Source organism: Nostoc sp. UHCC 0302 (genome assembly GCF_038096175.1).
In the GTDB taxonomy this organism is placed as follows: Bacteria; Cyanobacteriota; Cyanobacteriia; order Cyanobacteriales; family Nostocaceae; genus UHCC-0302.
On sequence record NZ_CP151099.1, the window covers coordinates 3,596,758 to 3,620,173 of the forward strand.

Here is a 23,416-nt window from a genome sequence, read left to right on the forward strand (position 1 = left end):
TGAAATCAAGCGTGTTAAAAATCCCAAATAATTCGTCAAAGGCAGTTGCGGATGATAAAGTTTAAAAGACCAAAATTTTTGCAAAAACTTCAACCAAAAATTCTAGTTTTTACATTTGGAGCATCTTTATTACCAGTTTTCGTTTCGAGCAGTGCAGTTTGGCGATTAGTAGAGCAACCACTAATTGAACTAGAAAAAACTCGACTTGAGGATCAAGTGTTAGCTTTTCGCGGATACACAGCTGCTACAGAAAAGGGACTAACAAATTTAATTTCTAGTTATGCTAATTGGACTGATTTGTATAATGCAGTTCAACATTCCAATCGGAGTTGGATAAAAAAAGAAGTTTCTGCTCAACTATTATTCACTACTGATATTGATGTAGTAAAGGTGATTCAGTCCCCAAATGAAGAGATTATTGGCTCTGCTGGAAGTCAGGTATTAAATCTCCCAATAGTAAAAGCGAAAATCAAAGATTTAAAGAATCGTAATAAATTATCTCAGGAGTTAATTGATACAGGAACACAAGGACTAGTATTGCTGGGAGGGTCACCGATTTACCGCAGTGATGGAACTGGAAAGCCATCTGGAACCTTAATTGCAGGACAATTAATGGATAAAGTATGGCTGCGACAATTTTTAAATTATTCGCAGCCGACGACGAGGCTGGAAATAATTTCTTTAGATGGAAAGTTTTTTGTATCTAGTAGTTCTGATTGGAAACCAGACATTTGGGAAAAAGCTTATTTTGATTCTGAGATTTTAGCAAATATTTATAAAAAACGCTCAATTTATCGAATTCAGCCAGATTTGGGATTAAATACAATTTATGCTCCTATATATTCTGGGAATAAGCCCATTGCTATTGTCAAGCTCCAAATTGTAGGCAAATACTTTCAGGAGGCCAAGCTAACTCTTACCCGCTTATTTTGGCTTGGGTTAAGTTTAGCAGTGCTACTGTCAGTGTTAATTGCTCATTTACTAGCTCAACAAATTAGTAACCCAATTATTCAACTGGCAAAGCGTAGTAAAACTTTAGCAGCAGGTGATTTGAGTAGCCCTATTCCTAGTGTTAAAAATGGTGGTGAAATTGGGCAGTTGGCTAATGCTTACCAGGAAATGGCTAATTCTTTGACAATCCTAATCAACAATCTAGAGCAAAGGGTAGCGCAACGCACTGAAGAATTAGAACTAGCTCGTCAAACATTGGAAGAACGAGTGCAAGAACGGACAGTAGAGCTTTTACAAACAAATCAGGAACTAGAGATTAAAACTGAACAATTGCATACAGCTTTACATAATCTAAAAATGGCGGAATCGCAGTTAATTCAAACAGAAAAAATGTCTTCACTAGGTAATATGGTTGCTGGCATCGCCCACGAAATTAATAATCCGATTACTTTTATCTACGCTAATCTCAGACACATCAACAACTATACTCAAGATTTATTAAGTCTTATATATCGCTATCAGCAGCGCTATTGTGATCCAGAGATTCAAAGCTATACAGAAAAAATTGAGCTTGATTATTTAATCAAAGATTTACCTCAACTCATAGCTTCTATGGACACAGGCGCTAATCGAATTCAAGAGATTATTTTATCTTTGAGAAATTTTTCTCGCCATGATGAAGCCGAGATTAAAATAGTTAACCTTCATGAAGGAATTGATAGTACTTTATTGCTGCTACAGTATCGTCTGAATCCTCATTATGATTATCCAGTTATCCAGATAATTAAAGAATATGACAATTTGCCTTTAATTGAGTGTTATCCTCGACAACTCAATCAAGTATTCATGCAAATTTTAGTCAATGCTATAGATGCCGTTGAATTAAATCAAGAGCAGTCAGATAAAAAGATTATTATTCAAACTAAGAACCTTAAAAATCATGTGATGATAAAAGTTGTTGATAATGGTATAGGTATAGATAATCAAAATATTTCTCGATTATTCGAGCCTTTTTTCACTACGAAATCTATTGGCAAAGGTATAGGTTTAGGTTTAACCGTTTGCTATCAGATTATCCAAAAACATCAAGGAAATATTCAAGTTGTTTCGCAACCAAATAGGGAAACAGAAGTCATTATTCAATTACCATACTTGCTCCCCAACAATTCGAGGCAATAAAGTTCTACACTGTTTGAGGAAAAATGCTTTAGACTTGTCCGAAATATTAACTTAGGAAAAGAAAAATGGTAAAACGTTAAATTGAGCGTATACCATTTTTCAGAATTAGTTATGGTTTTTGATTATATTGATAAATATCCACACCGGACAAAACAAATTTTAGGAATTAGTTACGAACAACTCCAATCACTGTTAAAATGCGCACAAAAGCGACATCAAGAAATCAAAGTGAAACAGTAGAGTCAAAAAATTAGAATAAATGCATCAGGAGGAGGTCGCCCTACAAAGTTGTCAACGAGCGAGCAAGTCTGTTTATACTTGTTTTATCTAAGACAGATACCAACATTTCAAGTATTAGGAATGTTGTTTGGTGTTTCCAAAACGGAAGCTAATGATACATTTCATGACTGGATACCAATCTTGCGAGATATCTTACTCTCCAGTTTATTAGAACAAGTCTCAAAAAATGAAAGTGATTTACTATTTGTTCAAGAAGTGCTAACTAATTTTAGGCTATTGGTAGACAGTCTGGAACAGCCAATATATAGGCATTCTGATCATAAAGAAGAACAAAAATATTTTTCCGTTAAGAAAAGACAACATGCTTTGAAAAGCCAAATGATTGGGATGCCAGAAGGAAAAGATATTGTGGAGGTGGAAGTAGGTGTTCCTGGGCCAACAGCAAATATAAAATTGTTTCGTCAATCTCAAAATAAATTTGATAAATCTCAACCATTTTCAGGTGATAAAGGTTTTCAAGGTGGCGAAAACATTACTACTCCTCATAAGAGAAAACCAAAACGAGAATTAACGCAACAGCAAAAAGATGATAATATTGCTTTATCTAGTAATCGGATATTCATCGAGCATTTGATACGCTTGCTCAAAATATTCCGCATATCCTCGCAAAGGTTTCGCTTAAAACTTGATACTTGTGAGCAGATTATTTTAACAGTCTGTGGGTTAGTTAGATTAAGAATTGGTAGCTTGATTCTGCCAATGTAGCTAGTAGCAATAATCTTAAATTTTTAAAAATTAGGAGTTTATATTTATGCCTCTAAACTAACAGTAACTATCTCAAACCCTAATAAATACGTTTTTACGCAAATATCAAAGCTTGGTCTCAAAGCTTTGAACAGTCTGGCTTTGGAGTTTTCGGGCAAGTCTTTTGGTTGAACATTGAAGCAAGGCGATTAACAGTTCATAGCGCAATGGGTGTTGAAGGTAAGTCCAAGAGCTAATCATCCATAATGCCCAAATTGGTCGTTGCTTCGGGTTAACAAGTGAAGGCTTTAGCTACGCCAAAACTGACAGCTACTGCCTCGAAACAGAGAAAAAGTTCGCTTGGTTTTGGCTTGAGTATCCAACTTTTCGATTATTCCGTAAGTATTTATACTTAAATTTTTCCGCTTCTCAACCCTTACTTGCTTGATGCGGAGTATGTGACATACTCTGCTGTAAAAATATATTTACTGCTTTTTCAGGCGATCGCATATAGCTTAATCTAAAAAATTTATATACTTTTGACTAAACTATTTAAAGCTGTCTTAGCTACTAATTCCGCTCTAGAACTAGTAATTTTTTGGTAGCGTAAGGTAGTTTGGATATTTTCATGTCCCATCAGCGCTCTTAGCTCTTCAATTGCCATCAGACCAACCCGTTCGGTAGCAAATGTATGGCGGAAGTCATGTAATCGAGTTTCCTTAAGTTCTTCATGTTGATCTACTACTTTCCTCCAGCCTGCATTCACTGTTCTGTACGAGACTGGGGTTACAACTTTACTCGTCGCGTGCTGGGCAGTGAATAGTGCTGTACTATTTTTATGAAGATAATATTAAAGGCATTGCATAATAGAGGGATGAATTGAGGTCATCTACTGTGCAATGTCCATACTGTGAGTCTACGCAAATCCAGAAGAATGGAAAAAGAAAAGGTAAACAAAATCACATTTGTACTGACTGCAACGTGCGTTCCGCCCCGCTTCGCTAACGCCAATTTATCGATGTGTATGATCCCCCAAAGGGATATTCTGAAGAACTGAAACAAGAATGCCTAAAAATGTACCTTAACGGTATGGGTTTTAGAGCAATTGAACGGGTTAAAGGCGTTCATCATACTACTATAATTTATTGGGTTAAACAATTAGGGGAAAAGCTTCCAGATGTACCAAAGGAAGAGGCTATTCCAGAGGTTGGAGAATTGGATGAGTTGGAAACATTTATAAGTTCAAAAAAAACAAAATTTGGCTGTGGACAGCAGTAAATCACTTTAGTCAAGGCATTTTAGCCTGGGTTTTAGGGAACCGTAGTGCTGAAACATTTAAACCATTGTGGGAAATTGTTAAACAATGGAAAAGTTATTTTTATGTGACAGATGGTGAGACAGCCCTGCAAGAAGGTTTCCTTCTGTAGGGGACTGCGAACCCGAAGGGCTGGAAAGTTTATCCCTGATGGAGACCAAATAGTTAGTAAAACATACATGACGCGAGTTGAAAACGAAAATACCAGATTACGTCATTATCTTGCACGTCTTCACCGAAAGACTTTGTGTTATTCTAAATCAGAAAAAATGCTGAGGTACTCAATTAAATTATTACTACATTATTGAAAGTATAAAACTGTACCCGCATAAATCTATTCATCCTTTCATTCAGCAACGCCCGCTGGAATTTCATTCAGCAACGCCCGCTGGAAGTCCCTTATCTGACAATTCCCCAAATTGCTACAGCTTTGTCAGTTCCACCATATTGGATTTATGATTGCATTCATAAGGGCGCGATCGCTATTAGCCAAGATGAGGCAACAGAGCTTTATCTTTTCCCAGACTTACCTGAGACATTGAAGCAACTCCAAAAGCTCAAGGTTGGAGAAATCTGCAACTTACGTTTTTGATAGGAGTATCAAGATGCCCAATCAAAGCAGAATATCACCTACGCTTCTACTATCGCAAGACACATCAAAACTGCAATTTTCCAGGAAACGAAGTTAACGGCAACCGCAGGTGTGTCGATTAACAAGTTTCTAGCAAAAATGGCATCAGGTCAAAATAAACCCAACGGACTGACGGTGATTTTACCGGAGCAAGCAATCGCATTTGTAGAGCAGATGCCAATTGAAAAGTTTCACGGGATTGGCGAGGTGACAGCAGCTAAAATGCACTCACTGGGGATTCATAGTGGCGCAGATTTGAAAGGGCGATCGCTGTTGGAGTTAACACACCACTTTGGTAAAGCAGGTGTTCGTTAGAGCTAATTACTTTAGTTAGATGTATAACTTAATGCTAGCTTACCCGCAGAAGTCATCCACCCGAATATCGCGCCACACATCAGACACTTGCCAGCCAGAGTTGCCCACAGAGCGCAGAGGACGATATTCGGGGATGTATGCAGATTCAGGTACTTCGATGTATGCGGGTGGTGTGGGTTCTTCAACTACTGGTTCTAACTCAGCTTGGGGTTGAACAATTTCGTTTTCTGGCGGCGGGATTACTTCTGTTCTTTTACGAACTGGTTTTTCAATCTTTTTGATGAGTCGGCGCATTTCTATAGGATTCATTCGGGTTACACAGAGTAGGGTAGGATATCCCAGAATACAGTAAGTTAGAACCAAATCTTCGCACATCTTGCCGTTTGTTGTATGGGTGCAGATTGCTTTGAGGGGGAAGAGGTCAAACCTTGTAAAAGTACTTAGAAATTACGGGGATGAATTAAATATTCGGTATATTCTCGAACTTACAATTGAGTTTGAGGTGATTACGATGTAATGAAATATATATCACTTATCACATAAAGTAGTAGGAAATGAGCTAAATGTCCATCAAAAAACCTTTGATAATCAACCAACCAGAAGTTGGCAAGCTCATCCGAGAACTCCGTATTTGTACTGGATTAACACAGGAAAAATTTGCAGCATCATTGGGTGTTACTTATCCCACGGCAAACCGATGGGAAAATGGACACGCCAGACCGTCGCCGCTGGCAATGCAAAAGATTGAAACTCTGTTGCAGAAGTTAGATGATCAAGGGCAAAAGCTGTTGGCAAAGTATTTACGTAATTAGTTATCAGCTAGAACCAAACAAGTTCTTTAGACAATTAATGTTGACTTAAGATTTATACTGCGATCGCTACCTTGATGTAGCAATCGCAGTTTTAATATACTATTTTTAAAAGTATTAAAAAGCGAAAACCTTTGGGAGGATTCTTTGTTAGAGAAAAGTATAACGGGAAGAAGGCTTGTTGTTATTTTGATTTCAAATGTAATTATTAAGTGTGCAGAACTTTCACGCGACTCATGTCAGCCATAAACCTATTTCCTGTTTTTAAGCAAACTCCTGTAATTCTAGTAGTTGATAACGACAAGACTATGCGAGTGCTACTGCGTAAAATTATGGAAGATGAAGGTTATGGAGTAATTGAAGTTTCTGATGGTCAACAGTGCTTAGCTGCTTATGAAAGCGTCAAACCCGATATCGTTTTGCTTGATGCTATCATGCCTGTAATGGATGGTTTTACCTGTTGTGAGCAGTTGGTTAAAGTTGCTAAAAATGATTTGATATCAGGACTAAAAAATTTTGATATTGGCTTGACTATGGGTAATACTATGATTTCCAAGCTATGGGAATATACACCAATATTAATGATTACTAGCTTAGATGACGAAGATTCAGTAAATCGTGCTTTTGATGTAGGAGCAACGGATTATATTACAAAGCCAATTGAACCAATGATATTGCGTTGGCGATTGCGGCAACTGCTCAAACAAATACAAGTCCACAAACAATTACAAGCAGCCAACCAAACTTTGCACCAATTAGCTAATGTGGATAGTTTAACAGGTTTGGCTAATCGCCGCTGCTTCGATAATTATCTCAACACTCAGTGGATTAATTTAGCGCAGGAGGAATCACCTCTGTCGTTGATTTTATGCGACATCGACTTTTTTAAAAATTATAATGATAAATATGGTCATCCTCTGGGAGATAGCTGCTTGCAAAAGGTAGCCACTGCCTTAAAATATCTTGCCCAAAAGCCTCAAGATTTAGCAGCGCGTTATGGCGGAGAAGAGTTTGCTGTAATTATGCCGAATACTGATAACACTGGTGCAGTTCATGTTGGCAAAAGTCTGCAAGCTCAAGTTAGAGATTTACAAATTATCCATGACGGGTCTGCCATAAATCAATATGTCACTTTGAGTATGGGAGTGGCAACTATTATGCCGATTTGGGAGTCCTCAGCTTTAGATTTGATTACAATGGCAGATAAGGCACTTTACCAAGCCAAATCAGCAGGACGTAATTGCATGGTTTCAAATTAGCATAGGCAATGCTGATAGATTTTTTTGTATATATTAATGTCAATAAATAAGCAACAATTTAAGCTCTGCATAATTTTTGTGAATAGATAAAGTATATATATAAAGCTCTTAAAATTATTGCTCAAGTAATTTTTTAATCATCCCCTTACGGAATTTTTCCAGATTAGATGAAGCGGAGATCAAAAGAGTGGATATTCATGAAGGGATTAATAGTACTCTGCTAACTTTAGGAAATCAATTAAGAGGCGAAGGGGAATATCCAAATATTGAAGTTATTAAAGAATATGGGGATATACCTCAAATCGATTGTTACCCTGGGCAACTTAATCAGGTATTTCTGAATATTCTGACTAATGCGATTGATACTCTGAGAGAGTCAATAGTCGGTTGCCTAATACCAGAAATTAATATTAGAACAAATGGAATTCCCCAAACGAAAAATAACAATCCCCAAATCCGCATTGCTACTGAAATGTTAGATAGTGATCAAGTAATGATTCGAGTTATTGATAATGGTTGTGGAATGACAGAAAAGGAAAAAAATCTTTGACCCCTTCTTTACAACTAAACCTGTTGGTTCAGGTACAGGTTTAGGAATGTCAATTTGCTATCAAATTATAGACAAGCAGGGCGGTCAGTTGAAGTGCATTACACAACCGCTTCAAGGCACAGAGTTGCAAATCCTGATTCCGATTAGGATTAAATTCTATTGACAGTACATCTCCTTGGTGGATTAAAGATTTTATTTTAAGGCAAGTGCCTTATGAGAATCCATTGAGAGGGACTTTGTTTTTGGCTGCGACAAATGTCCGTATTTTTACTATTACCTTAGCAGTAATTAAATACCAATATATCAAGTATACAAATTATCAGAATACTCAACTTTTTAATAAAATCAAATATATGGGATCGCAATCAAACCAAGAGAGTCAAACTCCAGAAATTTTATTACACCGCATTGCGAGTCGTATCCGGCAATCCTTAGAATTAAAAGAAATTTTGTCGGCGACAGTTGCAGAAGTACGCTCGTTTCTAGAAACGGATCGCGTCAAAATTTACCAGTTTCAAAGTGATGGTCATGGTTTAGTTATTGCTGAATCGATTCAGTCAGGTCGGTTACCGCCTCTTGTGGGGTTAAATTTCCCCGCAGATGATATTCCCCCCTATGCTCGTGAACTGTTTATTCGCTCACGCCAGCGATGTATCGTTGATCTGACAACACACGAAATAGGTATCAGTCCTCTCGATTGCCCAGAAACAGGCGAACTATTAGACCAGCAAGATATTCGCTATCGTCCCGTAGATCCTTGTCATGTAGAATATTTGACAGCAATGGGCGTCAAGTCTTCAGTTGTGGTGCCAATTGTTTTAAAAGGCAAGGAAACAGGGAAAGATTCATTACCTTCTCTAGAACAATCATCTCAATTATGGGGACTATTGGTATCTCACCATTCAGAATCACGAGTGGTGACAGAACAGGAATTACTATTAATTCAGTCAGTGGTCGATCAGCTGGCGATTGCCATATCGCAATCGATTTTGCTCAGCCAAGTGCGAGAGCAAGCCCGTCAAGAAGCGGTTATTAATCAAGTAACCGAACAGCTACATACTACACCGACTGTGCAACTGCAAGTAGCCCTTGAAGAAACAGTAGCTGCTTTTCAAGGCTGTGGAGGACGGCTCTACTTGCTGCCCGATGGCGAACAAAGGTTAGAAATTTACACCTGTGGGATGCAGCCTAGTCAACTTGATATCGAACAAAATAGACCGATTGAGGAGCATCGCTTGTGGCAGAAATATCTCTTTGCCGCTGTCTTACCTTCTCTGACTACAGAAAAATCCAATGCCAAACCCTGGTCAGTCAACTGGATGAGAGCTGTTTACGCTTTGACTCCTCCACTTAATGAACTCAATTGTGAGTCGAATTTGTGGGCGATCGCGGATCTTTATAAAGAACCTTTATTGCGCTCGCTGGCTCCTAGCTTCCAAGCAACACAAATTCGGGGCTTGTTGATTGTACCGCTACAGCATGGGGCGACGATTGTTGGCTGTTTAACTATTTTCCGAGATGAGGTGGATATTGAAACTATTTGGGCAGGCTGTGTTGATACCGATTCTCGTCAACTGATGCCACGTCAGTCCTTTGCAGCATGGCGCGAACTTAAAACTGGGCAAGCACAACAGTGGGCAGAATCGGAAGTGAAGCTGGCACAAGCATTAGGCGAACGCTTTGCAACAGCAATCAAGCAGTATAGACTTTACGCACAAGTGCAGCTACTGAATACAAGTCTAGAGCAACAAGTGCGCGACCGCACCGCTGAGCTGCAACAGACCAATACAGATTTGCAATGCTCGACTATTGAGCTACAGCGCTCAGTAGAACGGCAGCAAGCGCTAGCGAGGATCATTGCTAATATCCGACAGTCACTCGACGTTAGCACTATTTTCCAAACCACGACTGAGGAAGTTTGCCAATTGCTCAAGAGCGATCGCGTAACAGTTTATCGTTTCAATGCCGACTGGGGAGGAGAATTTGTCAGTGATTATGAATCTGCAAATCCCCGATGGCAGAGAAATGTCAAACTGGGAGTAGGCATGGTGTGGAACGATACATACTTACAACAAACGCAAGGCGGACGCTATCGCAATAATGAAACTTTTGTAATTGATGATATCTATAGCATTGGATTTACCCAATGCCACCTTGATATACTTGAACAATTTCATATCAAAGCCTTGATGATAGTGCCAATTTTTGTTGGGCAACAACTATGGGGTTTATTCGGAACATATCAACATTCAAGCCCTCGGCATTGGCAAGCTTTAGAAGTCGAGTTTTTTACGCAAATAGCAACTCAGCTGGGAGTGGCGTTGCAACAAGCGGAGTACGTAGAACAAGTTCAAGCGCAAACCAGACAATTAGCGCTTGTAGCAGAGCAACAACAAACTTTAGCCACTGTAATCACCAAAGTTCGAGAATCACTCGACTTGAACGCGATTTTTGAAACTACGACCCAACAACTGCGCCAAGTACTCAATGCAGATCGTGTTGTGGTCTTTCGTTTCTATTCGGAATCGAACTATGGCGGTGGGGAAGTGATTGCAGAAGATGTAGCGTCGTGTTTTCCCTCGACCTTAACGGTAAAGGTGTATGATCGTTGCTTGGGTGAGGAGTATAGTCAGAAATTCAGCCAAGGCTACATTCATGCAGTCACTGATATTTATAACAGCGAGTTAGACGATTGTTATGTTTCGATGCTGTCTCGCTTCCAAGTTAGAGCGAACTTAGTAGTTCCCATGAGCAAGCAAGGGCAACTATGGGGTTTACTGTGTATTCATCAATGCCAAATATCACGCGAGTGGCAAGAGTCTGAAATCGAATTTGTCAGCCAAATTGCTTCTCAGTTAGGAGTTGCTGTACAACACGCGGTACTGCTCAACCAGACACAGCAGCAAGCCAAGCAACTTTCCGAAGCGCTTGAGCATTTGCAGCAAACTCAAGCTCATCTGATTCACAGCGAAAAGATGTCGAGTTTAGGATTACTAGTAGCAGGGGTTGCTCATGAAATAAACAATCCAGTCAGCTTTATCTATGGCAATATCACTCATATTCATGAATATACGCAAAATTTGATAGAGATGCTTATTCTTTATCAACAGGTATATCCGGAACCGAATCTGCAAATTCAACAACAGGCAAAATTGTCAGATTTAGAATTCATCGCTGAAGATTTGCCTAAGCTGTTTTCTTCGCTGAAAGTAGGTACTGAACGAATTAGTGAAATTGTTCTTTCGTTGCGAAATTTCTCTCGTCTCGACCAAGCCCAGGTTAAACCTGTGGATCTCAGGGAGGGACTCGATAGTACCTTATTAATATTGCAGCATCGCTTGAAGGCTAATTCATTGCATTCAGGTGTTGAGATCGTTAAACAGTATGGCGAATTACCGCTTGTAGAGTGTTTTGCGGGACAACTCAATCAAGTATTTATGAACCTGTTAGCAAATGCGCTTGACGCGATGGAGGATTTATGCCGTCAGTCTGCTAAATTAGGCGCAAAGAAACACCATCCAATGATCATTATAAAAACACAGATGATAGCCCCGGATTGGGTGCAAATCTCCATTAAGGATAATGGAGTCGGCGTTACAAAAGAGGTACAAGCTAAGCTTTTCAATCCATTTTTTACAACAAAGCCTGTGGGTCAAGGTACAGGTTTAGGACTTTCGATTAGTTACCAAATTGTAGAAAAGCATGGAGGCAAATTACAGTGCTTATCTCAACCTAACGAGGGTGCTGAGTTTCTGATTGACATTCCAATTAAACAATCTGGAGTCAAAATAGCAAACCTATGAAGCGATACAAGAGGAATCCACAAAGCTTAAAGTATGCGGTTATGTACCAGGGTATCATGCAGACATCTGTGTGGTGAATGTGCATATCTCGCGATTGCGGACACAAGTAGAATGGGAGCAACGCGAAAAAGTGAGATCCTCGTGAAATAGGCTGTTCTTGAGCAGGGGAGGATGGGGAAGCAGGGGGAGAAAGGGAAGAATTGGAAGCTCTTGAGGAAATCTAAATCCTTGCTATTAAAGGATTATTATACTTTAGATGCATTTAGTAGTACGCCAAGAGAACTTGGCGGGGTAAAGGGTAAGGGGAAAGGTTTAAATCCCTTACCCTTTAACCTTTCCCCTTTCCCCAGCTCTCACCCAACAATTTTGGGTTGGCAGACTACTAGTCTGGTTGTAACACCTTAAAATTGTTCCTGACTCGCGCCAAGGCATCTTTGTAGGAGAAGGAGCGCTTGCATTTTATTTCTTCGATCTCCTTTACCTAAAACCAAGTGTAGAGGTAATGGTAGCCAGATATAAGACAAAACAGTAAGGATTCCTGAAGGTATTCGTAATTCTCTGAGAAAGTGGCTAGCTTTTGAGGTAGTTATACTCTTTATTTTTATAAACTTTAAGTTTTTTAAAGTAGGTTAAGTGGGAATAGTGGGTTGTTTTCTTAAAAGCTAGACAAACTATATAAAAACTGTTAGTAATTAACTATAAATAAAAATTTACTAAAGACTAAATATTTTTTATTAGTTTTCTGAATTTCTACTATCTCAGCGTCAGATTTTTAGCTGTTTTAAACAATTACTATGGATTACTTTTAATAAAGTCTAATACTTGCTTTTACACTACACACTTAATAATCAAAATAACTGTAAGGAGAACATGAAAATATTTTTTCAAATTCTATTGTCTTTGTTTGGAGCCTCTGTATTAATTTTACAACCTTTTTCAACTAGAACTGCAAAATCAGAAGCTTTTAATTCTATCAGGTGTTATAAAACTTACTTGCCTGTAGCACTTGCACCTGGAGAAACAAAACAATATCGAATTTATGGTGAACTTTGTGGGCAAAAAAATCTCAATAAAAAGACTATTCATGTATTAGTATCAGGCATTACGTACGATCATAACTACTGGGATTTTTCATCCCAAAAAGAGCGTTACTCTTATGTGAAGGCCTTAACAAAAGCTGGTAATGCCACGTTTAACATTGACAGAATTGGAATTGGCAATAGTTCTCGCCCTCCTGCTGACAAAGTGACTGTGCAATCAAACGCCTTCGTATTGAATCAGGTAGATCAGGCATTACGGAACGGTAAGATCAATAATCTGAAATTCAAGCACATTATTAATGTCGGACATTCCTTTGGCTCTATTGTTGTGATTGAAGAAGCAACCCAGTACGGTGGTGCAGATGGGGTTATCATATCTGGATTTTTGCACAAGCTAACTCCAGAACTACAAAACCTAGTGGGATTTTTATATCCGGCACAATCTGACTCACAGTTTAGCTCACAGAACTTACCAAATGGGTATCTGACAACTTTACCAGGAACACGAGGGCAGTTGCTTTATAACCAGTCCTATGCTGATGGTCAAGTCATCAATACAGATGAAGAGACTAAACAGACATTGACAAGTGGCGAAGGAGAAACATTTTTCGCAGCTGTTACCTCCAAAACTTCAACACAAATCCGCGTTCCAGTTTTGCTAGTAATTGGACAAAAGGATAATTTTTTCTGCGCTGACAACATCTGTAGTCAAGAAAACGTGGCAGTGTCTGAAGCGCCATTTTTCTCATCTCAAGCGCGATTGCAAGTCTATGTTCAAAAAGAAGCTGGACACTCTATCAATCTTCATTTTAATGCATTTCGGTGGTATGAAGTTGCTGCTCAATGGAGCGATCGCTTTATTGAAGCAAACGAAAAGTAACTTAAGAGAGATCCAAGAAATAAATACATAAAAACAACAACACCGTTCTTCTCACAAAGCTTTTGGCAACGTTGTGTAAATAATTTACATAGGTACTTAACAACGTATAAAATATTTCTCCCTCAGAAAAGAATAATCAAGCTGGCGGAAGCATATTTTCGAGAGAGTAAGCAGGAGCAGGAGAGTAGCTAGTAGAGTTATATGCTCTAATTATTCTTTAGTAATTTTAAAGAATAATCAGCAACAGCGTTTCAACGTTGTGTAAACTATATCCATTAAACAGCGATAAGTGTTCGCGAAGCGTCTCGTTGGCGCAGCCTCTCGTAGAGAAGAGAAGCTTAAGCCTTCTCCTTTGGCTAGCGCGAACGGCTATCGCAATCGTCCCTGTGTGGAGTTGAGGGGGCGATGATGGGATGCCGCTTCAGTGACGAATGTAAACCAATGGTTTACACGCATCTTTTTGGGTTACATCGGGGGTGGTGTTGATGCTGGCACTTAACTCTTGTGTGACGGCAGTTTCAAGATTTTTCGTTACTTTTGCATAAAGCATAAAGCTAACGGTGAATAGTATTACATACCGAACCCGTTATATGTAAAACAGGGACAACCTAAAAGTCCCGTTATTTAATCTCCTATTTCAAGCGCTGCTCTGTTATTTGTATCAGAGCAGTTTTTTCACTGACGTAAGATTATTTTTTCACCTGCGTTCATGCAAGCGTACCAGGGGAGGGTGAGATTAAAAGGCAAAGTTAACTGATTTGTTTAATGCAGAGATAGACACATTGTCTACAGTAACTAATTTCACGGCTCGACCAGAACCCGCCGTGCCGTCTGGGTCAATTAAAACAACAGTATTACTGCCTTGAGAAGCAAACTGTAGGTGTATACCGTCTGCCAGTCCGGAAAGTTGCCTGGTAATCCCTGCCATGTCACTCCTTCAACCAGAACTCGCGAAAATCGCATTCAAGACTTCCCATATATCGACTTCTCGTTTTCGACCACCGGGTTTTGCTTCTGGAATCATGTCACTGAGAAATTCATATTGGGTTCGGGTGAGGTTACTGGGGTATGCTTTACTCATGTTGCTCTCTCGGTGCTGTTTATTATCCATTCACAGCTTATACTGGGAGAGCTTTTTTACACCCTGTCTAACTTTTCAAACATCCTCTTAGTGGATATTATGGGTACATTGGTATGTAAGTTGGCACAGGAAAACCTGGTGATACTTGCGGGTAAATCGGTACGTAGGTTGGTGCGGCAAAACCCGGTGATACTTGCGGAGAACCTGGTAAAGATCCTGGATACCCTTGCGGATAAATCGGTATATAGGTTGGTGCAGCAAAACCCGGTGATACTTGCGAAGATCCTGGATACCCTTGCGGATAAATCGGTATGTAGGTTGGTACGGGAAAGTTTGGTGGACATCCCGTATGGCCTTCTGAATAAGTTGGTGCGTAGTTTGGTACAGAAAAGGTTGGATATGCAGAAGGAAAGTTAGTTTCTTGCTGTGTGTTTGTCCAAGGTTGATTGACAGACGGTGCTGCTTGATTGTTAGAGTCAATCCCCAACAATTCTTCTAAAAGAAGTATAGCTTTTTGATTAAGAATAGGTTCCAGAGGTATGGCTAAAACCTCTTGGGCTGTTACAACAACTATTGAAATAGCTAGAATTAATAATTTAGCTAGTTGGTTAGGCTGTTTTGAGAATAATTTATATTGTCTAATCATGTTTTGGCTTCAATTAGACGTCTTAAAATGATAATTGTTACTCGCTACGAGTACCAACTGCAACACAATAAACCGCGGCATGATGTCTCCCGTCAATACCCAACATGGCGTTCATGCTCATGTCATGGAATCCACCGATACAAAGACTGTCGAGTCCCAATTGCACAGCCATTAGACACATATTTTCAGCCTGATGACCAGCTTCCAAAAGCGCAAAGCGGTAGCCGCGCGCACCGTATTTACACATTGATCGCATAAATACAGATGTAAATACGAACAGAGCATTAGCATTAACTGCGTAATCTTGTTGCAATAAGGGTTCTACAAAGTCTGCTGGCACGGCATCATTGACTCGATGCAACCCGTGACCACGGGCTTCATAGTGATACAATCCGGCAGCTAGACCTTCTACCGCCTGGGTGGATACGAAAATTTCAATTGGATAAAGTCCTCCCGCAGAGGGGGAGTTTCGAGCTTCATAGATGTAACCATCTATTTCACGCAACCCATTGATGCCGCATCCTGCATCTAGTAGCTGAGCCAATGAGATCAGTGGCATGACTGTATTCTCAAACGATCGCACAGAGCAACGTCGCTGCAAAAGCTCAGTCAGTGGATTATCACGTGGTGCTGGCGGTAGTTCCAGAAAAGCAGCCTCTGGCAGATACCGCATTTCAGTAGCCGATACACGCTTGACATAACTTTGGGGTACTGGAGAGTTCAAATGATACAAAAGAGCTAACTCCAGTGGTTCGTTAACTTTGTACATCGCTTTGATTTCCTCATCTTCCGAACTACAAATTACGAATTACGTAGCTTGCTTCTCGCCAAAGGCGAGTATTACGAATTAGTACTAAGCCATAGGATGTGGGCAGGGATTTAAGTCACTTTCAGTACGTCGTCCACCATAACCCAACCTTTCTGGTACCTCAAACAAGCGCCGAGTCCCCAGTGGCTCTAATCCATAGCCAAAATATATAGGGACTAATTCACTTACCAAAGTCCGCACTACTCGAAAACCAAGCGATGCGATATCAGGAGTTGTAATCTCTATTAAATAAGGCTCAGCACTTACTGAATGCAACCTAGCAATTACTGATTGCAATTTCTCTGCTTCTGCTGAAGATGTGTAAGTTGGTAAATCTTCGACTTTTACACATTGGTCATGGTGAAACAAAAAATCCAACTCACCCAGCCGAGCCGTTGTGTAGAAAAAAGCGCTGTGATCCTCCAAATTCTTAACATCTTCATATTTATTGAGATTAATCCCAGCACCAGCAGCCATGTGTTCTATGTCACCAAAACGGGCTTGGCAAACTTCAAAAATCGCCTTGCGAAGTGCTGTTGGCCCATCAAGATGACATCCCAGACCAGTTGCAACAGCAGGACTTTTACCTGAATGGTCAATTAACATTGCCATCACAACTGGGACTTTAATATCAGTGGTGAAGTTAAAAGCAACTAGTTCAATGCCAAATCGAGCGTAGTGGCGTAAAATTTCAGTCTCAATTCCTGGTCGGTGGTCGAAATAAATGCGTGGAGCAGGTAAGCGATTTAACCATGTAATGATGAAAGCATCGCGCTCAATCAACTCGCACAAGCCACTATAGGCAGCAAACTCAAGAGTTGGGCCACTAGCCATGCCGTTAGAAGTTACGGGTAGAATATAATCTCCTGGTTGCTCCCCGTCCCAATCCAAATAAACAAAGAATGCTGGGATTAAAACCTGTTGCTTGTTTGCTAGAGCCAGGGCAGCCATCCACGAAGTCTGCGTTGTTGGATCGAAAGCTGGATAGGGAAAAGTTGGATCAGAGTATTGTTTGTCAGAAAAGGAGAAAAAAGTTGGAGGAGAAACGGCGCGTTGGCTTTGCTCACCGTAGGCATCTTCTAATTCTGTGTAACTACTGAAAATTAGTTGCCTATAATCAATGATACCACCGCAGTAGCGCTCTATAGCTTCGCCTATAGCACCAAAAATTGCTTGTTCATCAGTCATACCCCTGCCTACGCCATAACGTAAATCATCCTGCTGTTTACGAAGCTGGAAATTTGCTAATTCAGCTTGCCACAAGACTGGCAAATCAAACTCTGTATAAGGTTTGGTGAACCTATTGATCGCACGGATGATTCCAGTATGCGGGCTGACTAAATCGCGCCAGCGTGGACTAGCAACTGCTGCATTCACTGTGTTTTCTCCTGTCGTGAACAATGCGGACAACCAGGTTTTTTCAGCACAACGTTGTGAGTCAGCTTTGTGCTGAGCAAGTCTAGATGCAGTAATTTACCATTCGTGGCGATCGGTAGACCGAGTAACATTTTCACTGCCTCAAGAGCTATATAACTTCCAACCAACATCTGTCCTATCGGCAAACTTTCTCGCAGCCGTGGTTGAGAACGGCGTTCTCGGTCTAGAAACTGCTCAATCGCCAATTCTGCCTCTGAAAGCTTGGCACAAGCCATAGACCGCATCCGATAGCACAGATAGCAAGGGCCATCCTGAAAAAACACCAGTGGCCCAATAGTTCCCTCAACACCAACAGATCCGCCTGGTAGCAGTGGTCGCTGCATCTTTAGGCATAATCGATTCAAGCGATACGCTAGATTCACAGATACAGCATCGGTGGCCACAATCACGAGGTCAACGTCATCCAGTAAAGCATTTACCGTTGCGTCGTCAGTTAAAGGATCTGTGACGATTTCAGTTTGGGTTACTCCTGCGTTAGCGGAGCTTAACGAAGTTATCGCTTCAATTTGTTGAGCTGCTTCCACACCTTGAAAAGCACCAATTTTATTCACCTGGCTTGACATCATTAGGGAATCGCAAAGACGGAGAAAACCAATACCAGTAGTAGCCAAATTTGTTGCTGCTACCAACCCTGAACCTCCGAGTCCGAAAACAGCAATCCTAGCGTTTGCTAATTGTTTCTGAACATCTTTTTGCTCAAAACCTAGTTCGTGATAAAGGCTGATTTGAGGAAGTAAATAAGCATGACTATCTAAATCAACTGTATCCTCCGGAGATTCCATCACTAAGCGATTGTCAATCAAAAATTCTAAACATTGATTCAGTGAAGAATCTGTCAACTTTTCTCCTATAGCAGCCCGGATTTCTCCTATTGTTCGGGAGCCATCTAGTAAAGGTAATACAATCTTTTCTACATCATGCAGTGCTTGACCTTTTACTGTCAGCGTTCGTCGCGTCGTATTGAAGATCATAGTTTCTTCGTCATTACAATCTGGCGGTGCAACATAAATAACAATATGTTCTAATAGACGTAAACGCTGATTATCGTTTAATTTCATAAGCTTTGTTTTATTATCTTAAGCTTCAGAAAAAATATGGAAACTCTTTTGTATCCGGAATGAGCGAAAGATTAAGTGGCAGTTCAAAAAAGAAAAAACCCTGTTTTTGCAGATTTAATACTCATGTAAGTAAAAAACAGGGTTTCTACGATTTTTTAGAGCAATAATTTTTGGCTCTATCTAATTTCAGAAAAATTCTGTTTCTAGAATTACTGAATTGCTGTTCTATCTACAGGTTGTTCAATATCCGAATCCAACCTGATCAGTGTCTTCTATCACACGCGATATTATTCCAGAATCACTAATTTTACATCCACCACAACCTCTACATCCACCACAACCTCTACATCCACCGCAGCCACGGCATCCGCAACCACGGCAGCCACATCCACGGCAGCTACATCCATGGCATCCGCCGCAGCCACGGCATCCGCCGCAGCCACGGCATCCGCCGCAGCCACCACAATTAGCAAACCATCTTTGAGTAATCGGAGAGTCAGATTCTCCTGGCATTGCTAATTTTTCTAAAGCTGCTACTTCCTCATCAGACGACAGAAGTTGTTCTAGTTTGTCTACTTTATCTGCCAAACGCATATTTATGGTTTGTTGGGTCAGTGTTGTTTCTGCAAGCATTGTCACTTACTCCTTTTAACTTCAACTTAATAGCCTGTCCGTAAATCTGCATTCAAATTTGTGAATTCCGTGGATGATATTTTTAAATCAACCAGTTTTCACTTTTAAACAAGCAAATGTGAAGAATGACCAGAAAATAAGACAAAGATTAATTAATGTTTAACTATCATCCCCATCCAGATATAGTTAAACAACAAACACTACAGTTTTTATTCAGAGTCTTAACTAGTCTACAAAAGATCGAAATCACCTGAAATCGCTTGATTGTAAGTGCAGGAAAATACTAGGTCAGATTTGTTTTCCTAAAACCTTGTCTTTGATAAAAATTTTGCTATTGTTAGCGTCGTATTGTCTTGCTTTCGATCATTTATTCTATTACAATATCTTTTTCTCTAGGTTTTTATTCTTTCTGAAGTAGTACTTTATTAATTATTAAAAGTACTCTTACTCTTTCTTAAGTAGGATTATTTTTAGTTTTGCTAGCATCTAAGATATTAAGCTGCATCGTGTTACTCGTGCAGAGAAACTAAAAAAATTGAGAATACAAAGCATCTTGACGGTTAAGAGCAATTTTTGAATAGTGTTCATAGCAAATTTCAAATTGGTGAATATTACAACACAAGTCTCAAACTCAGGGATCAAAAATATTTTTCTTAACAAAGAATAAAAAATCAGGTTTAATTGATGAGCGATTTAAGAGTTTGGTTTGAAGACTACACTAGAGCTTTATTTCGTTCTCTACCCTTGTTATGGACAGCAGCACCGAAGGAAATGGTCTTTCTCGTTGCTGTCACTTTATTACAGGGGTTTCTCCCTGCTATAAGTGTTTGGATTACCAAGCTAGTGGTAGATACTGTAACAACGGCCTTGACATCGGGCAGAGAATTAAGCTACTCAATGTTGTGGCCTTTGGTAGCGGGATGGGTAGGAGCCTTGTTACTAGAGACGCTCTTGTATCCTTGGGTATTCGCACTTCAAGGAAATCTCAATGACAAGTTAACGGCTCACATTAGCTTATTGTTAATGGGTAAAGCTGATACTTTTCCAGACCTGAGCCGTTTTGAAGATTCTCAGTTTTATGATGAACTACAACTTCTCCAAGAACAAGTCAGCTATAAGCCGTTGAACTTACTGGAGAATTTGGTTGAATTAGGTCGGTCTTTTGTGACACTCATTGTGATAGTTGGGCTACTAATTCCCCTAGCTTTTTGGATACCACTGGTGATTGCGATCGCTACCATACCCCAAATAGTAGTTTCTTCCCAGTATGGAAAAGCTATTTGGCTAACTTTATTTGAGAACAGTCCTCAAGCTAGGAGAATGGAGTATTACACTTCGGTGATGCTCACTGATACCTATGCCAAAGAAATGAGGTTGTTTCAGCTAGGTTCGTTTTTTACCGGGCGTTACCTGCAAGCATTCCAGTCTTTACATCAATCTATGCGCCATCTGAGGGGCAAGCAAGCATTTTGGTCATCTAGCTTAGCTATTCTAAGTACTTTAGGGAATGGTTTTTCTTTTTACTGGGTAGTACAAAAGGCTTTCAGCGGAAACTTTAGCCCAGGAAGTGTACTTCTGTTCGTACAGTCATTAACTTACTTCCAGAATAATCTAGAAAGATTTATTGCTAATTGGCTGGATCTGTTTGAAAATATTCTTTATATGCAGCAGTTTTTCAACTTTCTCGATAGTCCAATCCCAATGCCGCTGAGCATACCTGGAGAGAAAGTACCAACTCCGATTCGTTCAAGCATTACTTTTGAAAAAGTTGACTTTTGCTACCCAGATGGTCGATTAGCCCTCAAAGATATTTCTTTTACCCTATACCCTAGGCAAACAGTAGCCATAGTAGGAGAAAATGGAGCTGGTAAAACTACTCTAGTTAAGCTGTTGACTAGATTATACGATCCAACTACAGGAAGTATTTTAGTTGATGGCATAGACTTGAGAAATTTAAATTTAGAGCAGTGGCGACAGCAAATTGCTGGAGTTTTTCAGGACTTTGGTCACTATGCGCTCACACTGGGAGAAAATATCGCTTTAGGAAACCTAGCAGCCCTAGAGCGTCCAGATATTCTGAGATATGCAATTGAAAAAGCCGATATTGCCAAACTAGTTGATCATTTTCCCACAAAAGAGGATACACCGCTGGGCAAGCAGTTTGGCGGTACAGAACTTTCTGCAGGTCAATGGCAAAAGTTAGCTCTGGCTCGTGCTTTTGTCCGCCAAGAAGCCCAACTATTACTTCTGGACGAGCCTACTGCTGCGCTTGACCCCCGCAGCGAGTCTGATCTCTACCTTCGTTTTATTGAGCTAACTGAGGGCAAAACTACCATCCTGATTACCCACAGATTGGCTTCAGTACGAATGGCTGACCGAATCTTAGTCCTTAAAGCTGGCCATTTAATTGAGGATGGCACTCATCAGGAACTTTTACAGCATGGAGGCGAATATACTACACTGTGGAATATGCAGGCACAACAGTACGGCATTTCTGCTCAACATTGACACATTCGCTGGCTAAGGTCGGAGTGTCACCACTCCGCCTAGCTTACAGAACCGTACGTGATACCAATTCACGAAAATCTTGATACATATAAATTTCTCGTAGGGACACGGCATTGCCCATTGGTGTCAACTTAAGAAGATTTTGCCCAAATTTGTTGGGTGTAAGCGTCAATCTGTCGATGGCGCTTACGCCTGGTTTTGACTAATCCAAAGAGCTTTTGATGTTCCACAAGATAGGGAACAGCGTCAGATGCCTCACCACGTAGAATAGCTTGAGAAAAATGGTATAAACCACGAAAAACCATCTCTGTAGAAATCAGGTCTAATGGTTGATTCAATGCGATGGCAACATCGATAGATAATTGATTGAGAACAGCATAAAAAATCCAAGTGGCAAAGATTTGAATTTGGACACCGTTAGTATCACCAACCCAGATATAAGCCAAACCCAAAAGTCGTTTGGTGAGCAAAAATGCGTCTTCAACACGCCAACGCCGACGATATAATTCACAGACTTACTGTGCAGATAAAATGTGCGGGTCAAGTACGTTTGTTAGGTAGTAGTACCAAGTTGAACCCCACAAAACAGAAACTAAGCGTACTTGTCGTTGACAAGGATTCGAGCGATATTCCCCTAGAGAAATAATTTCATCGCGGTAGAATGTAGCATCAGTCAAACAACGGATTACCCTATAAGCAGTTTTTTCTCGAAGTCGTGTCAAGAAAAACTTATTAGATGCGGTAAACGCATCGAACCAAGGGAATTTAAAAAACCCTAAATCAAAAATTAGTAATCCACCAATTGGCAGGCGCTCTAGTAATTGCTCACACCAGATTTTATCGTTAGCTTTACTGTTGTTTGTATACCAGGTTGTTACGGGATGATGATGAAATGCCTCTACCACCATCATGATTTTCCCAGCAAGTGTTTTTTGTTGTCCTTGCAGTGCTTTGAGTTTTCTTCTGAGTGCTTCTAGTGTTGACCCATCTGCAATCCAGATTGCTGTGAATTTTCCACATACTAGCTGCCAATTCTCTGGTACTGCCTGATTTTTTGGTTGTGTACTAATTCTTGCCATTACTTGCTCAAATATTTGTGCAAACAGTTCTATTGGCAATGTTCGCAATCTTTTTGACAATGCTTGGGTACTTACCAACATTGGTTCTACCCATAACAATCCTTCTTGTGACAAGACCCTCATTACTTCTCTTAATCCCGGAATCTGTCGATAGACTAAACTCACAACGATCGCCATCATCACTGGCAGAGTCAATATTCTGTCTCGCCATTTTTTCTTTTGTTCTGGCTCTTGTCCTGGTTTGTGTTCATAGGATTTGAGCGGTTTAAAGTTCAGGGGCGATAGCAATGAAAATATCTGTTTCTCGATTTCCTCTATCGGTGGCGCTGGGATATGTTTTTGTTGCCGTAGGTCTGGGTTGCCAATTCTAGCTGGTCTTTTCCTCGCCATGATGTATCACTAAGAACATCTCTATAGATGTTCTTAGATTACATCTGATCCTCACTTTTT

Annotated in this window: 16 protein-coding genes and 6 pseudogenes; 12 read left to right on the plus strand and 10 right to left on the minus strand. The window is 40.1% G+C overall.

The window, feature by feature from the left end; genetic code table 11:
• Positions 1–51 precede the first annotated feature (51 nt).
• Together WKK05_RS15580 and WKK05_RS15585 are read left to right on the plus strand one after the other, a co-directional pair.
• Positions 52–2,130 (plus strand): ATP-binding protein, encoded by a 2,079-nt coding sequence (locus tag WKK05_RS15580; protein ID WP_341530526.1) that lies wholly within the window; start codon positions 52–54, stop codon positions 2,128–2,130.
• Between the two features lie 288 nt (positions 2,131–2,418).
• Complete coding sequence (locus WKK05_RS15585; protein WP_341530527.1) at positions 2,419–3,135, plus strand: transposase family protein; 717 nt, start codon at positions 2,419–2,421, stop codon at positions 3,133–3,135.
• A gap of 508 nt (positions 3,136–3,643) precedes the next feature.
• Here the strand turns inward: WKK05_RS15585 and WKK05_RS15590 are convergent.
• Positions 3,644–3,937, minus strand: a pseudogene (locus WKK05_RS15590) (site-specific integrase); the annotation flags it as partial.
• Between the two features lie 71 nt (positions 3,938–4,008).
• On the opposite strand from WKK05_RS15590, the pseudogene WKK05_RS15595 reads away from it, so the two are divergent.
• From WKK05_RS15595 to WKK05_RS15610, 4 genes and pseudogenes are all read left to right on the plus strand, one after another.
• A pseudogene (locus WKK05_RS15595) lies at positions 4,009–4,737 on the plus strand (IS1 family transposase).
• A 122-nt stretch (positions 4,738–4,859) separates the two neighbouring features.
• Entirely contained in the window at positions 4,860–5,021 is a 162-nt protein-coding gene (locus tag WKK05_RS15600; RefSeq protein WP_341530528.1) for a hypothetical protein, read from the plus strand.
• Positions 5,022–5,072: 51 nt separating this feature from the next.
• Positions 5,073–5,156 (plus strand): annotated as a pseudogene (locus WKK05_RS15605) (hypothetical protein); the annotation flags it as partial.
• A gap of 3 nt (positions 5,157–5,159) precedes the next feature.
• A complete protein-coding gene (locus WKK05_RS15610) occupies positions 5,160–5,375 on the plus strand; it encodes a hypothetical protein (RefSeq protein WP_341530529.1) in 216 nt (71 codons plus the stop codon).
• A 39-nt stretch (positions 5,376–5,414) separates the two neighbouring features.
• Here WKK05_RS15610 and WKK05_RS15615 read toward each other — a convergent pair whose 3' ends face one another.
• Complete coding sequence (locus WKK05_RS15615; RefSeq protein WP_341530530.1) at positions 5,415–5,684, minus strand: hypothetical protein; 270 nt, start codon at positions 5,682–5,684, stop codon at positions 5,415–5,417.
• A gap of 254 nt (positions 5,685–5,938) precedes the next feature.
• Between WKK05_RS15615 and WKK05_RS15620 the strand changes: the two genes are divergently transcribed.
• The 5 genes and pseudogenes from WKK05_RS15620 (at position 5,939) to WKK05_RS15640 (ending at position 13,716) form a co-directional block, all read left to right on the plus strand.
• A complete protein-coding gene (locus WKK05_RS15620) occupies positions 5,939–6,187 on the plus strand; it encodes a helix-turn-helix transcriptional regulator (protein WP_341530531.1) in 249 nt (82 codons plus the stop codon).
• Positions 6,188–6,420: 233 nt separating this feature from the next.
• Entirely contained in the window at positions 6,421–7,443 is a 1,023-nt protein-coding gene (locus WKK05_RS15625) for a PleD family two-component system response regulator (protein WP_341530532.1), read from the plus strand.
• Between the two features lie 187 nt (positions 7,444–7,630).
• Positions 7,631–8,156, plus strand: a pseudogene (locus tag WKK05_RS15630) (ATP-binding protein).
• 190 nt (positions 8,157–8,346) lie between these two features.
• Complete coding sequence (locus WKK05_RS15635; protein ID WP_341530533.1) at positions 8,347–11,796, plus strand: GAF domain-containing protein; 3,450 nt, start codon at positions 8,347–8,349, stop codon at positions 11,794–11,796.
• An 870-nt stretch (positions 11,797–12,666) separates the two neighbouring features.
• A complete protein-coding gene (locus WKK05_RS15640; protein ID WP_341530534.1) occupies positions 12,667–13,716 on the plus strand; it encodes an alpha/beta fold hydrolase in 1,050 nt (349 codons plus the stop codon).
• Between the two features lie 736 nt (positions 13,717–14,452).
• Here the strand turns inward: WKK05_RS15640 and WKK05_RS15645 are convergent.
• The 7 genes and pseudogenes from WKK05_RS15645 to WKK05_RS15675 all read right to left on the minus strand — a co-directional run bounded on the left by WKK05_RS15645 (position 14,453) and on the right by WKK05_RS15675 (position 19,379).
• Positions 14,453–14,644, minus strand: a complete 192-nt coding sequence (locus WKK05_RS15645) for a hypothetical protein (protein ID WP_341531306.1) — start codon at positions 14,642–14,644, stop codon at positions 14,453–14,455.
• A pseudogene (locus WKK05_RS15650) lies at positions 14,593–14,797 on the minus strand (transposase); the annotation flags it as partial. The pseudogene WKK05_RS15650 and the gene WKK05_RS15645, both read right to left, overlap by 52 nt.
• A gap of 97 nt (positions 14,798–14,894) precedes the next feature.
• Complete coding sequence (locus tag WKK05_RS15655; protein ID WP_341530535.1) at positions 14,895–15,443, minus strand: hypothetical protein; 549 nt, start codon at positions 15,441–15,443, stop codon at positions 14,895–14,897.
• Between the two features lie 37 nt (positions 15,444–15,480).
• Complete coding sequence (locus WKK05_RS15660) at positions 15,481–16,212, minus strand: SagB/ThcOx family dehydrogenase (RefSeq protein WP_341530536.1); 732 nt, start codon at positions 16,210–16,212, stop codon at positions 15,481–15,483.
• Between the two features lie 84 nt (positions 16,213–16,296).
• On the minus strand, positions 16,297–17,628 hold the full coding sequence (locus WKK05_RS15665) for a YcaO-like family protein (RefSeq protein ID WP_341530537.1): 1,332 nt from the start codon (positions 17,626–17,628) through the stop codon (positions 16,297–16,299).
• Complete coding sequence (locus WKK05_RS15670) at positions 17,625–18,746, minus strand: TOMM precursor leader peptide-binding protein (RefSeq protein WP_341530538.1); 1,122 nt, start codon at positions 18,744–18,746, stop codon at positions 17,625–17,627. The genes WKK05_RS15665 and WKK05_RS15670 overlap by 4 nt, the downstream gene beginning before the upstream one ends.
• A gap of 240 nt (positions 18,747–18,986) precedes the next feature.
• Entirely contained in the window at positions 18,987–19,379 is a 393-nt protein-coding gene (locus WKK05_RS15675; RefSeq protein WP_341530539.1) for a hypothetical protein, read from the minus strand.
• Positions 19,380–20,063: 684 nt separating this feature from the next.
• On the opposite strand from WKK05_RS15675, the gene WKK05_RS15680 reads away from it, so the two are divergent.
• Positions 20,064–21,887: an ABC transporter ATP-binding protein gene (locus WKK05_RS15680; RefSeq protein WP_341530540.1), complete on the plus strand. Its 1,824-nt coding sequence runs from the start codon at positions 20,064–20,066 to the stop codon at positions 21,885–21,887.
• Between the two features lie 131 nt (positions 21,888–22,018).
• Here the strand turns inward: WKK05_RS15680 and WKK05_RS15685 are convergent.
• Positions 22,019–23,356: pseudogene (locus tag WKK05_RS15685) on the minus strand (IS4 family transposase).
• Positions 23,357–23,416 lie beyond the last annotated feature (60 nt).

Coding starts and splice junctions, on each gene's coding strand:
- WKK05_RS15615 (WP_341530530.1), bottom strand. CDS start 5,684: ATGAATCCTATAGAAATGCGCCGACTCATCAAAAAGATTGAAAAACCA.
- WKK05_RS15610 (WP_341530529.1), top strand. CDS start 5,160: ATGGCATCAGGTCAAAATAAACCCAACGGACTGACGGTGATTTTACCG.
- WKK05_RS15660 (WP_341530536.1), bottom strand. CDS start 16,212: ATGTACAAAGTTAACGAACCACTGGAGTTAGCTCTTTTGTATCATTTG.
- WKK05_RS15580 (WP_341530526.1), top strand. CDS start 52: ATGATAAAGTTTAAAAGACCAAAATTTTTGCAAAAACTTCAACCAAAA.
- WKK05_RS15655 (WP_341530535.1), bottom strand. CDS start 15,443: ATGATTAGACAATATAAATTATTCTCAAAACAGCCTAACCAACTAGCT.
- WKK05_RS15670 (WP_341530538.1), bottom strand. CDS start 18,746: ATGAAATTAAACGATAATCAGCGTTTACGTCTATTAGAACATATTGTT.
- WKK05_RS15620 (WP_341530531.1), top strand. CDS start 5,939: ATGTCCATCAAAAAACCTTTGATAATCAACCAACCAGAAGTTGGCAAG.
- WKK05_RS15635 (WP_341530533.1), top strand. CDS start 8,347: ATGGGATCGCAATCAAACCAAGAGAGTCAAACTCCAGAAATTTTATTA.
- WKK05_RS15680 (WP_341530540.1), top strand. CDS start 20,064: ATGAGCGATTTAAGAGTTTGGTTTGAAGACTACACTAGAGCTTTATTT.
- WKK05_RS15625 (WP_341530532.1), top strand. CDS start 6,421: ATGTCAGCCATAAACCTATTTCCTGTTTTTAAGCAAACTCCTGTAATT.
- WKK05_RS15675 (WP_341530539.1), bottom strand. CDS start 19,379: ATGCTTGCAGAAACAACACTGACCCAACAAACCATAAATATGCGTTTG.
- WKK05_RS15640 (WP_341530534.1), top strand. CDS start 12,667: ATGAAAATATTTTTTCAAATTCTATTGTCTTTGTTTGGAGCCTCTGTA.
- WKK05_RS15645 (WP_341531306.1), bottom strand. CDS start 14,644: ATGGCAGGGATTACCAGGCAACTTTCCGGACTGGCAGACGGTATACAC.